Source organism: Aeromonas sp. 600479 (assembly GCF_049175515.1).
Taxonomy (GTDB): domain Bacteria; phylum Pseudomonadota; class Gammaproteobacteria; order Enterobacterales; family Aeromonadaceae; genus Aeromonas; species Aeromonas veronii_A.
The window spans coordinates 110,688-121,622 of the sequence record NZ_JAAKVF010000016.1 but is presented as its reverse complement, the minus strand read 5'-3'; the positions used below and the strand labels follow the sequence as shown (position 1 = coordinate 121,622).

The 10,935-nt window shown below is 57.9% G+C and carries 10 protein-coding genes and 5 tRNA genes; 6 read left to right on the top strand and 9 right to left on the bottom strand.

Going from position 1 to position 10,935, the window contains the following annotated elements; genetic code table 11:
- Positions 1-644 precede the first annotated feature (644 nt).
- A tRNA-Ser gene (locus tag G5149_RS16405) sits at positions 645-732 on the bottom strand.
- A gap of 197 nt (positions 733-929) precedes the next feature.
- Here G5149_RS16405 and G5149_RS16400 point away from each other — a divergent pair.
- Both G5149_RS16400 and G5149_RS16395 read left to right on the top strand, forming a co-directional pair.
- Positions 930-1,679, top strand: a complete 750-nt coding sequence (locus tag G5149_RS16400; RefSeq protein WP_158110468.1) for a DsbA family protein — start codon at positions 930-932, stop codon at positions 1,677-1,679.
- 296 nt (positions 1,680-1,975) lie between these two features.
- Positions 1,976-2,878, top strand: a complete 903-nt coding sequence (locus tag G5149_RS16395) for a TSUP family transporter (RefSeq protein ID WP_421213001.1) — start codon at positions 1,976-1,978, stop codon at positions 2,876-2,878.
- On the opposite strand, the gene G5149_RS16390 is transcribed toward G5149_RS16395, so the two are convergent.
- Together G5149_RS16390 and hemL are read right to left on the bottom strand one after the other, a co-directional pair.
- The gene (locus G5149_RS16390) at positions 2,793-3,608 is read right to left on the bottom strand and encodes a hypothetical protein (RefSeq protein WP_421212999.1); all 816 of its coding nucleotides are present in this window, start codon (positions 3,606-3,608) and stop codon (positions 2,793-2,795) included. The genes G5149_RS16395 and G5149_RS16390 overlap by 86 nt on opposite strands.
- A 217-nt stretch (positions 3,609-3,825) precedes the next feature.
- Positions 3,826-5,112: a glutamate-1-semialdehyde 2,1-aminomutase gene (gene hemL / locus G5149_RS16385; protein WP_216979574.1), complete on the bottom strand. Its 1,287-nt coding sequence runs from the start codon at positions 5,110-5,112 to the stop codon at positions 3,826-3,828.
- Between the two features lie 244 nt (positions 5,113-5,356).
- Here hemL and clcA point away from each other — a divergent pair, with 244 nt between their 5' ends.
- From clcA to erpA, 3 genes are all read left to right on the top strand, one after another.
- Positions 5,357-6,745, top strand: coding sequence for a H(+)/Cl(-) exchange transporter ClcA (gene clcA / locus G5149_RS16380; protein WP_216979573.1), 1,389 nt, complete (start codon positions 5,357-5,359; stop codon positions 6,743-6,745).
- 91 nt (positions 6,746-6,836) lie between these two features.
- Positions 6,837-7,532: a DUF6776 family protein gene (locus G5149_RS16375; protein ID WP_005343032.1), complete on the top strand. Its 696-nt coding sequence runs from the start codon at positions 6,837-6,839 to the stop codon at positions 7,530-7,532.
- 87 nt (positions 7,533-7,619) lie between these two features.
- A complete protein-coding gene (erpA, locus tag G5149_RS16370; RefSeq protein ID WP_005340225.1) occupies positions 7,620-7,970 on the top strand; it encodes an iron-sulfur cluster insertion protein ErpA in 351 nt (116 codons plus the stop codon).
- 138 nt (positions 7,971-8,108) lie between these two features.
- On the opposite strand, the gene nhaC is transcribed toward erpA, so the two are convergent.
- On the bottom strand, positions 8,109-9,518 hold the full coding sequence (nhaC, locus tag G5149_RS16365; RefSeq protein ID WP_005357819.1) for a Na+/H+ antiporter NhaC: 1,410 nt from the start codon (positions 9,516-9,518) through the stop codon (positions 8,109-8,111).
- Between the two features lie 301 nt (positions 9,519-9,819).
- On the opposite strand from nhaC, the gene G5149_RS16360 reads away from it, so the two are divergent.
- A complete protein-coding gene (locus G5149_RS16360) occupies positions 9,820-10,029 on the top strand; it encodes a hypothetical protein (RefSeq protein ID WP_005357820.1) in 210 nt (69 codons plus the stop codon).
- On the opposite strand, the gene G5149_RS16355 is transcribed toward G5149_RS16360, so the two are convergent.
- The 5 genes from G5149_RS16355 to G5149_RS16335 all read right to left on the bottom strand — a co-directional run bounded on the left by G5149_RS16355 (position 10,024) and on the right by G5149_RS16335 (position 10,910).
- Positions 10,024-10,296 (bottom strand): late competence development ComFB family protein, encoded by a 273-nt coding sequence (locus tag G5149_RS16355; RefSeq protein WP_005343036.1) that lies wholly within the window; start codon positions 10,294-10,296, stop codon positions 10,024-10,026. The two genes, G5149_RS16360 and G5149_RS16355, sit on opposite strands and share 6 nt — an antisense overlap.
- A 109-nt stretch (positions 10,297-10,405) precedes the next feature.
- Positions 10,406-10,491, bottom strand: a tRNA-Leu gene (locus G5149_RS16350).
- A gap of 71 nt (positions 10,492-10,562) precedes the next feature.
- A tRNA-Leu gene (locus G5149_RS16345) sits at positions 10,563-10,648 on the bottom strand.
- Positions 10,649-10,694: 46 nt separating this feature from the next.
- Positions 10,695-10,780: transfer RNA gene (locus G5149_RS16340), tRNA-Leu, on the bottom strand.
- A 44-nt stretch (positions 10,781-10,824) separates the two neighbouring features.
- Positions 10,825-10,910, bottom strand: a tRNA-Leu gene (locus G5149_RS16335).
- Positions 10,911-10,935 lie beyond the last annotated feature (25 nt).

Sequence of the window (10,935 nt, the reverse complement as noted above, 5' to 3'; positions counted from 1 at the left end):
GCATTCGCCATGCGAGAGTAGGACACTGCCAGGCACCCAATACAAGAAACCCCGCTCATCGAGCGGGGTTTTTTATTACCTGAAACTCAGAAGGTAGCCTGATTTTTGACCGGCCCTATCTCCTTTCCTCTGTTCTTATTGTTACTTGGCGCTGCTTTCTGGTTCTACAAATAGCCTGATGTTCCGCTTGGTACGCTTGAACCGCTGTCGCTCTGTATGGCGGCTCTGGCGTAGTAATGACCCACGAATCCTATGCTCGCCTGTACGCCACGATCTCTTGCTTGCGATCTTTCCTGGACATCTGCGTCCTGTGTTAGCTGAAGTCTTTCTTTTTGAGCCCTCTGCTTGTCCATGATTTTGTTAGTCGCCCACTGACGTTATGCCAGAGAGTGTGTTGGCTGTGCTAACACGTAGGCGCAGTGGTTGCTGCTTTGGGTCCTTGTTGTTTGGGGTAATGGGAAGGGATTCGCACAGGAATGCAGAGGTTCGATATTGATAGGTGATCTTGTGGCAGCTGTTGAGCCCGCAGGTGAGAAGCTCAAGAAAGGAGTTGAAGAAGACTAATGTGTTGAGATCTATGAGGAGTGGCAAATCGCAGGCAAATAAAAAGCCCACGCAACATGGTTGCATGGGCTCGGTATAAATGGCGGAGGAGGTGGGATTTGAACCCACGGATGGTCGCCCATCGCCGGTTTTCAAGACCGGTGCATTCAGCCGCTCTGCCACCCCTCCGCAGCAGTGCGGCGAATATTACCATGCTGATCCGGCTTGTAAATCCCCGTCCGGTTCGATTGCTGGTTAATTGTGCTAAACAACATGAAAAAGTGGCAATCAGGGCGCATCAAGCGCTTTTTTGGCCAGATAACTTGACTTGAAAACAGACTCAACCACTATAGTGGCCTCTATCATATCCTCTGCAAGATAACGTTATGACTATTAAAAATGCCCTGTTTTGCGCGCTGGCTGGTGTGACCCTGCTGGCGACGCCGGTACATGCAAGCGAGCTGACCAAAAGCGATGTCGAGCAAATCGTTCGCGACTATCTGGTCAAGAACCCCGAGATCCTGGTCGAGATGTCCAATGCCCTGCGTGCCAAGCAGGAGAGCCAGCAGGCCGAGAGTGACAAGGCGCTGATCAAGGCTCACTCCAAGCAGCTTTATGCCAATCAGGATCCCGAGATGGGGAATCCGAAGGCATCTCTGACCATTGTGGAGTTTTTCGATTACAACTGTGGTTACTGCAAACGGGCCCATCCGCTGGTCAAGCAGCTGATGGCGGAAGATAAAGATATCCGTTACATCTACAAGCAGTTCCCCATTCTGAGCGAGTCCTCCTACTTCGCAGCCCGTGCTGCGCTGGCGGTCCAGCTGGGTCAGCCTGACAAGTACCAGGCGTTCCACGAGAAGCTCTATACCCATCAGGGGCCGCTCGCTGATGAAGCACAGGTCAAGCAGTTGGCTGTGGCGGCCGGTGTTGACTGGAGCAAGGTGGAAGCCAAGATCAAGGATGGCAGCATTGACCAGAACCTCGGTACCAACCGTACGCTGGCTGAAGCGCTCGGTATCTCTGGTACCCCGGCCTTCATCATTGGTGATCAGATCCTGCGCGGTGCTCCCCGTGATCTGGCAAGCCTGAAGGGGTTTATCAAGGACGTGCGTGCCGGCAAGAGCATTCAATAAGCGGTTGTCATGGTCGAGGGCCTAGCGCCCCGGCCAGATACAGAAAGAGGGTCGGTATCACTACCGGCCCTCTTTTTTATTATGTCCTTTGGCACAAGTGGTCGTCGCGAAAGGACCATAACAACGTGCTCAGGACCCGGCCTGTTGGCCTCAGTAACAAGTATTAGCAGAGCCGTTCGGAGTCTAATGATAAATATTTCGCCTCGCAGAGGTGTGTCGTGAGCATTGCTTAATTCCGGTCAAGATTTTTTCTGCTGCTTGCCTTAGAATCGCCGCCCGTTGCAGGAGAAACCCCTATGTTAGTTGATATTTTACGGCTGGTTTTTATAGCCGGAGGCCTCGTATTTGTCTTCATGCTGGTGCAAGCCTGCTGTCGGAAGAAGCAGAGTGGATCCTTTGAGGCGACCCCCTTTTGGCCGGTGGCGTTGATCGGTGGGGTTGCCAACTTCCTCGATACCCTGGGGGTGGGCAGCTTTGCGGTAAAGACCGCCTGCTACAAGCAGTTCAAGCTGATCGATGATCGGGTACTGCCGGGTACCCTCAATGGGCAGTGCGTGCTGCCGACCGTAACTCAGTCGCTGATCTTCGTCGGTGCAGTCGCAGTGGAGCCGCTGACGCTGATCAGCATGATGATGGCCGCCGCAGCGGGCGCTGCCTGGGGGGCTCGCCATGTGGCCTCGTTTGATCGGCAGACCATCCGGTTGGTGATGGCTATCTCCTTGCTGGTCGTTGCAGGGCTTATCTTTGCCGGTCTGCTGGGGCTTTTTCCTGTAGGCGGCGATGCGATGGGGCTCAGCGGCTACAAGCTGACGATTGCCCTGCTTGGCAATTTCATCTTCGGGGTGCTGATGAATGTCGGTATCGGCCTGTTTGCCCCCTGCATGACGTTGGTTTATCTGCTGGGGATGAATCCGCTGGCGGCGTTTCCCATCATGATGGGCTCCACCGCCGTGCTCAGCGTTTTCTCCGCAGGCACTTTTATCCGCAAAGGGGCGTTTGATGCCAAGGCGGTGCTGGCGGTAGCCATCTTTGGCCCCATCGGTGTGGTGCTGGCCGCCATGCTGGTCAAATCCATGGATATGGAGATGCTGAAGTGGCTGGTTGCCTTTATCGTCATCTATACCTCCTGGACCATGTACGCTTCCTGGCGGGCGGCGCGTCGCTCCCCTGTGCAGCTGACGGTGGAGAGCGCAGGCTAGCCTGTACCAGTGCCGCTTCGGCCTTGGCCCCCAGAAAAACATAGAGGCCAAGCGCCAGCAGCAAACCCACCGCACACCCCATCACTCCGACCGCTGGCCAGAGCAGCTCGCTCTGGCCGAGCGAGCCTTTGAATAGCAGCAACAGCCCCTCGATGGAGACCGCGATCAGAATGGCGGCGATAAAGCGGGTGATGGTGCGGCGAATAGCGCTGTGGCGGAAGATATCCTTATGCAGCAGTACCTCCTCTTCCAGAATGGTCTTGCCCAGATCGAACACCGCCAGTGCCAGCGTCAGGAAGATGATGGCGCTAAAGGCGCCGAGCTGGTTCTGCTGCTCACCGCACAATAGCTGGTAGAGCTGCTCCAGCCCGTGCCAGATCAGGGTGGCGACGATCAAAAACAGCGCCATGCTGAGCACCACATAGACCGCCTTGAACCAGGGCATGGCGCGGCGGCACTCCCTGTCCCCCATCAACCAGCCAATCAGCTGATTCAGACAGACGGTGATCTCCCGTCCTTGCCCCTGCACGATAAGGTGCAGCCGGTTATGGGCCGTCGGTGCCGCAGGCTGGATGCACATCGGCCCCTGATAGTGGTCAATGCTGACAACAAAGGGATACCCCTTGAGCGAGACAAGGGGGGCGCTGAGCAGCCCCTGCAGTAGCGGGGTCAGCTCCTCCTGATACTCCTGATAGCGCCGCAGCACATCGATGGGGCTCATCTCTGCCATATGGACCTCGGTGACGTGGGCTCTTGTGGTGAATGTGCAAATAGTGGGCCTGCTTTATGACAGGGATGATGGGGCAAGTTGCACCAGAGGATGACAAATCGGCGGATGACCAGGGGACAATGCACCATAAATGGGCGTATTGCCGCCCTGTGTGGTGATGGAGTCTCTGTAATAGAAAAGGGCCCATGACGGGCCCTTGGCGACAACCAGCGGTGATTTAGCCAGCCAGCTTGGCGAAGCTGCGCTCGGCGGCGGCCAGGGTGTGTTCAATCTCCTTGTCGCCGTGAGCCAGCGACAGGAAGCCCGCCTCGTAGGCGCTCGGCGCCAGATAGACGCCCTCTTCCAGCATCAGATGGTAGAAGCGCTTGAAGCGTTCCATGTCGCAGCGAGTGACCTGCTCGTAGCGGGTGATTTCGGGCTCGTCGGTGAAGAAGAAGCCGAACATGCCGCCCACATAGTTGATGGCGAGCGGGATGCCGTGTTTGGCTGCGGCCGCTTTCAGTCCCTCGGCAACACGAGCCGTCTTGGCGCTCAGCTGCTCATAGAGACCCGGCTCCAGCAGCAGATCCAGCATGGTCAGACCGGCTGCCATGGCGACCGGGTTACCGGAGAGAGTCCCCGCCTGATAGACAGGGCCGGTCGGTGCGATGTGTTGCATCACCTTCTTCTTGCCGCCGAAGGCGCCCACCGGCATGCCGGCACCGATGATCTTGCCAAGGGTGGTGAGATCCGGGTCGATGTTGTAGTGACCCTGAGCACCGCGCAGGGAGACGCGGAAGCCGGTCATTACTTCGTCCAGGATCAGCAGGGCACCGAACTTGTCACAGATGGCGCGAAGCCCTTCCAGGAAGCCGGGGACCGGTGGGATGCAGTTCATGTTGCCTGCGACCGGCTCGACGATGATACAGGCGATCTCGCTGCCGTACTGGGTGAAGGCTTCACGCACCGAATCCAGATCGTTGAAGACGCAGGTCAGGGTGTGTTTGGCGAAATCGGCCGGAACGCCCGGGCTGTTCGGTTGACCCAGGGTCAGGGCGCCGGAACCGGCCTTGACCAGCAGGGAGTCGGCGTGGCCGTGGTAGCAGCCCTCGAATTTGACGATCTTGTCGCGGCCAGTGTAGCCACGGGCCAGACGAATGGCGCTCATGGTGGCTTCGGTGCCGGAGTTGACCATCCGCACCTGCTCCATGGAGGGGACGATCTGGCGGACTTTCTCGGCCATCAGCACTTCGATCTCGGTCGGCGCACCGTAGCTCAGCCCTTTCTCAACGGCCTTGATGACGGCGGCTTTGATGGCCGGGTGGTTGTGACCCAGCAGCATGGGGCCCCAGGAGCCGATGTAATCCACGTAGGCCTGACCATCCACATCATAGAGATAGGCGCCATCGGCGTGATCGATGAAGCGGGGCGTGCCGCCGACCCCATTGAAGGCGCGGACCGGTGAGTTGACGCCACCCGGAATGGTCTGGCGGGCCTGTTCAAACAGCTGATCTGATTTTGACATGGATCATCCTTAATGGGATTTTGGGCGTCACACAAGGGATTGCAGCCGATTGAGACTCGGCAGGCCGGAGCATCAGGAGTATGCTTTGCGCTCTCGCCACCCGGACTCTCGGTCTGCTCCCGTGACAAAAATTTAACGGGCCGACTATAGCAGAAAGCCCCAGCCCTGGGCAGCCGAGCAACGCGCCGGGTGATCCTGATCTCAGCTAGCTGACGATATGGTTTTTCCAAGTTGGTGTAACAAGATGGCGCAACAAGCTCTCTCCTCTGAAGCCGATACCTCTGCGCGGGGGCCGCTTTCCCGCATTATCTGGCAAGACAAGATGCCCTTGCTGGTGCTGCTGCTGGCGGCGCTGGTCGGTACCCTGGCCGGACTGGTGTGCGGCCTGTTCGAATCGGGAGTCCACTGGCTGGCAGAACAACGTATCGCCTTGCTGGCAGACCGTCCCTGGTGGCAGCTCGGTCTGCTTGGCTTTGGCTTCAGCGCCTTGCTGGGATTTGTCGGTTACTTCCTCACTCATACCTTTGCCCCGGAAGCGGGCGGCTCCGGCATTCCCGAGATCGAGGGGGCGATGGACGATCTGCGCCCGGTTCGGTGGTGGCGGGTGTTGCCGGTCAAGTTCTTCGGCGGCATCTGCACCCTGAGTTCCGGCATGGTGCTGGGGCGGGAGGGGCCTTCGGTACAGATCGGCGGCAACCTTGGCAAGATGGTGGCGGATATCTTCCGGCTGCCCAAGGAGCATGGTCACGCCCTGCTGGCCGCCGGTGCGGCGGGCGGTCTGGCGGCAGCCTTCAATGCGCCGCTGGCGGGCATCCTGTTTGTGATGGAGGAGATGCGGCCGCAGTTTCGTTACTCCTTTCTGGCCATCAAGGCGGTGGGGATCTCCGCCATCATGGCGACCCTGATGCTGCAGAACATGAAAGGTCAGGGGGCGGTGATCACTCTGCCCCACTACGATGCGCCAGCCCTCAAGGCGCTCTGGCTGTTCCTCTTTATGGGGGCCACCTTCGGGGTGCTGGGTTTTGTCTTCAACAAGTTGGTGCTGGCCTGTCAGGATGGCTATCTGGCGCTGCATCAGAACAAGCGCCACCGTTTCGTCGCCATCGGTATGCTGGTCGCTGGAACGTTTGGTGTGCTGTCGCTGTTTGCCCCCGCAGTGACGGGGGGCGGCACCGAGCTTATTCCACATCTGATGGGGGATGAGTATGCGATGGCGACCCTGTTCCTCATCTTCTCGGTGCGGCTGGTCGCGACCCTCATCTGCTTCTGCTCCGGTGCCCCGGGCGGGGTGTTTGCGCCGACCCTGGCGCTGGGCACCCTGTTTGGCGTGGTGTTCGGCCATCTGTTTCATGCGGCGTTTCCCGAACTGGGTATCGAGCCCGGCGCCTTTGCCATCGCCGGGATGGGTGCGCTGTTTGCCGCCACCGTGCGTGCCCCCATCACCGGCATCGTGCTGGTCACCGAGATGACCGACAACTATCAGCTGATCCTGCCCATGATGATCACCACGGTTGGGGCGACCCTGGTTGCCCAGTGGCTGGGTGGCCGACCCATCTATTCCCAGATCCTGGAGCGAACTTTACGGCTTGCCGCGCGTCAAAAGCGGGGTGATGGCAGCGCCACGGCCAGTTAATTTTTCCCTTTATCGCCTTTGACCCCGGTCAGGGCGGTATAGTGAAGGGAGAGGCGCTGCCGTAAATGGCGTGATAACGGGATGAGGGGCTATGTCCAATCTATTGAAGTTATTGGTCGTGTTAGCCGTTGGCGGGCTCATTGGTTACTTTGTCGGTAACCGGCAGGAGCTGGCCCAGAGCAGTCTGTTGGTGGTACAGCAGGAGACGCTGGATCGTCAGGGCAAGGCCATCGGCCAGCTCAAGACCGAGTTGGGGGTGAAAGATACTCAGCTGGCGACCCAGAAAGCGGCCTTCGAGCAGTTGCAGACCACCCTGAAGAGTCAGGAGGCGCAGGTGCAGGAGCTCAAGCGCCAGCTGGCCTTTTTCGAGCGGATTATGCGCCCCACCGGCGAACAGGTGGGGGTGGTGATCGACAACCTGACCCTGCAGGAGACCAGCATTCCCGGTCGCTACCACTACCGTCTAGCCCTGACCCAGCCTGCCAAGAAGCGGGAGCTGTTCCGTGGTCAGGTGCAGATCCGGGTCGAGGGGAGCCTGGCCGACAAGCCGAAGACGCTGACCGGTCGCGATCTCGGGATGAAAGTGAGCGAGTGGCGCTATGCCCTGCGTTATTTCCAGCTGCTGGAAGGGAATTGGCAGTTGCCGGAAGGCTTTGTGCCGGATCGGATCCGTGTCACCATCAACAAGGACGGCAGGCAACCGGCGCAAGAGCTGCTGGTTGAGTGGGGTGAGGTGATCAAGCCGCTGGTTGCCGCACCGCCAGCTCCGGTTCCCGCTGCCGGTTAAACGTGGTGAATACTTGAACTGAATGGTCGGGTATTGGATAATTTCGCGGTTTCCATGTTTGTGGATCTAATGGTTGTGAGGTCAGTAATGAGTGCAGTAGCAGAAGCCCCGCTGCCCATCCAGATGACGGATGCGGCGGCCAACAAGGTGAAGAACCTGATCACCGAGGAAGAGAATCCCGAGCTGAAGCTGCGGGTATACATCACGGGTGGGGGCTGCTCCGGTTTCCAGTATGGCTTTACCTTTGATGAGAAGATCAACGACGGGGACACCGTAGTCGAGAAGAATGGCGTCACCATGGTGATCGATCCCATGAGCCTGCAATATCTGGTAGGCGGCAGTGTGGATTACACCGAGGGTCTGGAAGGTTCACGCTTTACCGTGACCAACCCCAATGCCACCACGACCTGTGGCTGTGGCTCCAGCTTCTCCATCTGATCGGCGTATCGGTCTGATGAAACGGCTCTCGGCAACGAGGGCTGTTTTTGTTTGTGGTGATCAGTGTGCTCCATCAAACAGCATTTCTCTGAAACAACAAAGGCGCCTTGATGGCGCCTTTGTTGTTTGCAGGATGGCTTAGCGGGAGCTTGCCGCCGCGACCAGCGGGATCCGGTTCACCGCCTTGCCCATGTAGGCGAGGGTGATGGTCACAATGATGCAGGTGAAGCTCAGCCACATGTAGGGGAGGTAGTCGAGGGTGGCCACTCCCAGTACCCCGGCCATGAAGATGCCATTGTCGCTCCAGGGCACCATGCCGCAGGTGAGGGTGCCGCCAAACTCGGCGTTGCGAGAGAGGTTCTTGCGCGCCAGTCCCAGTCGGTCGTAGTTCTTGGCCATGATCTTGGGGGTCAGGATCAGCGACACATACATGGCTGAGCCGAACACGTTGGCCAGAAACGCGGTGCCGATGGTGTGGCTGGTCAGGCTGCCGACGCTATTGATGCGCTTCTCGAAGGCGCTGGCGATCACTTCCAGAATGCCAACCTTCTCCAGCAGGCCGCCAAACCCGAGACCGAAGATGATGACCGCGACCGAGCCCAGCATGGACTCCATGCCGCCGCGACCGAGAATGTTGTCGATAAAATCGATGCCGGAGGTGATGGCAAACGGACTATAAGCTGAGTGCATCGCTTTGACCGGATCCATGCCCTGGAAGGCGATGGCCCAGATCAGGCCCAGCAGGGCGCCGAAGCTGATCACCGGGAAGGCGGGCTTGCGGTTGGCCAGCAGACCCAGCACCAGCACCACGGGGACTATGGCCAGCGGGGTGATGTTGAACTGGTTGTCGAGAGCCTCCATCACCAGATTGACCTGCTCCAGGCTGACATTACCCGAATACTGCATGCCCACCACGGTGAACAGCACGGCGGTGATGACATAGGAGAGCAGGCTGATAGGCAGCATCCCCTTGATATGCTCCACCACGTCGACGTTGGACATGGTCGAAGCCAGCACTACTGAGTCGGAGAGCGGAGAGAGCTTGTCACCAAAATAGACGCCGGAGAGCACGGCACCGGCTACCAGCGGCGCAGGCACGCCGAGGCTGTGGCCGATCCCCATCATGGCGATACCGGCGGTGGCGGCAGAGCCCCAGGAGGTGCCGGTGGCCAGCGAGGTCAGGGAGCAGATGATCAGGGTCGCCAGCAGGAAGATGGACGGGTGAATCACCTTGAGGCCGAAGTAGATGATGCTGGGGACTATGCCACCGGCAATCCAGGTGCCGACCAGGGCACCGACGGAGACCAGGATCAGGATGGCCCCCATTCCCTTGGCAACGCCGTCAACGGCTGCCTGTTCCAGGGATTTGTAATCGTGGCCGAGTTTGATGCCAAGCCCCATAATGACGAACCAGGCGATGAACAACGCCAGCTGGATCGGCAGATCGAGCACGCTGGTGAACGAGAATGCCAGGGCCAGGAAAATGGCCAGACAGGCAAACACCTGTGCCATGCCCGGTAGTCGGATGTGGTTTTGTTGGTTTTGCATAGATACTTCCTAAACTCTTGCTCGCCAAGGTCACTCCCTCTCGTCCTGTGGATACATCGATCCCGAGGAGGCAACCCAAAAAGAGGCCGCAATCTACCACAAACCCGGCGGGTTAAAGCCCCATCAAATTGGCAAAAATGCACATTTGATTGAAAAAATCACAAATTAGTTGATCTCATAACCCGTTTTTGAGCGGCCTGTTGACACAAAGGGGCACATACGAAGCTTGCCTGTGACGCCACTTGCATCCCCAGCAGATGAATATGATAATTATTATCAATTGTTGATTGGGGAGAAAACAATGCGCTGGATATTGCGGGGGATGATGTTGCTGGTGGCGGTGGCCGTACTCGCATGGGGTCAGGATAAAGAGTACGGCACCTGGAGTGCCGGTTTTCTGCTGGCTGCCTGGGTGATGCTGGAGCCCGGATTGCGGCCCGCCTTGATCTTGCTGCCAGTGGCCGGGTTGACCGGTATCGTCACCCTGCTCTGGCAGCAGCCCTGGTTATGAGCTTTTGACGGGAGCCTGCTTGATCTTCTGCTGTGCCACCTTGAGCGATTCGACCACCAGTTTCTCCATTTCGGTACGCTTGGCGTCGGTCAGGAAGTAGATCATGTCGACATTGTGGCGAATATAGTGGGCCGGAAGCTGGTTGAGGGTGAGGCAGCAGAGGTCGGCCATCTGATCGCTGTTGAGCTTTTGCTGCAGCCCCTGTTTCTCAATCTCCTTGAGCACCAGATGTTCGTAAAAGTTGTGAATGTCGGTATCCAGTATCATATGCGTTCCTTGGCATGACGATGAGCGGGGAGTCGTCAAAAGCATAGCCATAACAAGGAGTAAAAACAAAAGGCCCATCACTTTCGTGATGGGCCTTTTGCGTAATGAATGGTGCGAAGAGAGGGACTCGAACCCTCACATCCGTGGGACACTAACACCTGAAGCTAGCGCGTCTACCAATTCCGCCACCTTCGCACACTGATTTTCTCTAGCTGGTTTTTAAATGCGGTTGGAGCGCATTGCTCTGTTTTTACATGTCAGAAGCATGGTGCGAAGAGAGGGACTCGAACCCTCACACCCGGGGGGCACTAACACCTGAAGCTAGCGCGTCTACCAATTCCGCCACCTTCGCACATTCGGGTTTCCAGTCTGGATTTACATGCTGTCTGGATAAAGCATGGTGCGAAGAGAGGGACTCGAACCCTCACATCCGTGGGACACTAACACCTGAAGCTAGCGCGTCTACCAATTCCGCCACCTTCGCACATTGTGTTACCAGTTTTGATTTACATGCTGTCTGGAGAAGCATGGTGCGAAGAGAGGGACTCGAACCCTCACACCCGGGGGGCACTAACACCTGAAGCTAGCGCGTCTACCAATTCCGCCACCTTCGCACATTCGGGTTTTCTAGTTGGATTT

Bases quoted from the DNA above. Each gene is read 5' to 3' on its own strand.
- G5149_RS16375 (WP_005343032.1), top strand. From the start codon at position 6,837: ATGTCCAATCTATTGAAGTTATTGGTCGTGTTAGCCGTTGGCGGGCTC.
- hemL (WP_216979574.1), bottom strand. From the start codon at position 5,112: ATGTCAAAATCAGATCAGCTGTTTGAACAGGCCCGCCAGACCATTCCG.
- G5149_RS16355 (WP_005343036.1), bottom strand. From the start codon at position 10,296: ATGATACTGGATACCGACATTCACAACTTTTACGAACATCTGGTGCTC.
- clcA (WP_216979573.1), top strand. From the start codon at position 5,357: ATGGCGCAACAAGCTCTCTCCTCTGAAGCCGATACCTCTGCGCGGGGG.
- nhaC (WP_005357819.1), bottom strand. From the start codon at position 9,518: ATGCAAAACCAACAAAACCACATCCGACTACCGGGCATGGCACAGGTG.
- G5149_RS16395 (WP_421213001.1), top strand. From the start codon at position 1,976: ATGTTAGTTGATATTTTACGGCTGGTTTTTATAGCCGGAGGCCTCGTA.
- G5149_RS16360 (WP_005357820.1), top strand. From the start codon at position 9,820: ATGCGCTGGATATTGCGGGGGATGATGTTGCTGGTGGCGGTGGCCGTA.
- G5149_RS16390 (WP_421212999.1), bottom strand. From the start codon at position 3,608: ATGGCAGAGATGAGCCCCATCGATGTGCTGCGGCGCTATCAGGAGTAT.
- erpA (WP_005340225.1), top strand. From the start codon at position 7,620: ATGAGTGCAGTAGCAGAAGCCCCGCTGCCCATCCAGATGACGGATGCG.
- G5149_RS16400 (WP_158110468.1), top strand. From the start codon at position 930: ATGACTATTAAAAATGCCCTGTTTTGCGCGCTGGCTGGTGTGACCCTG.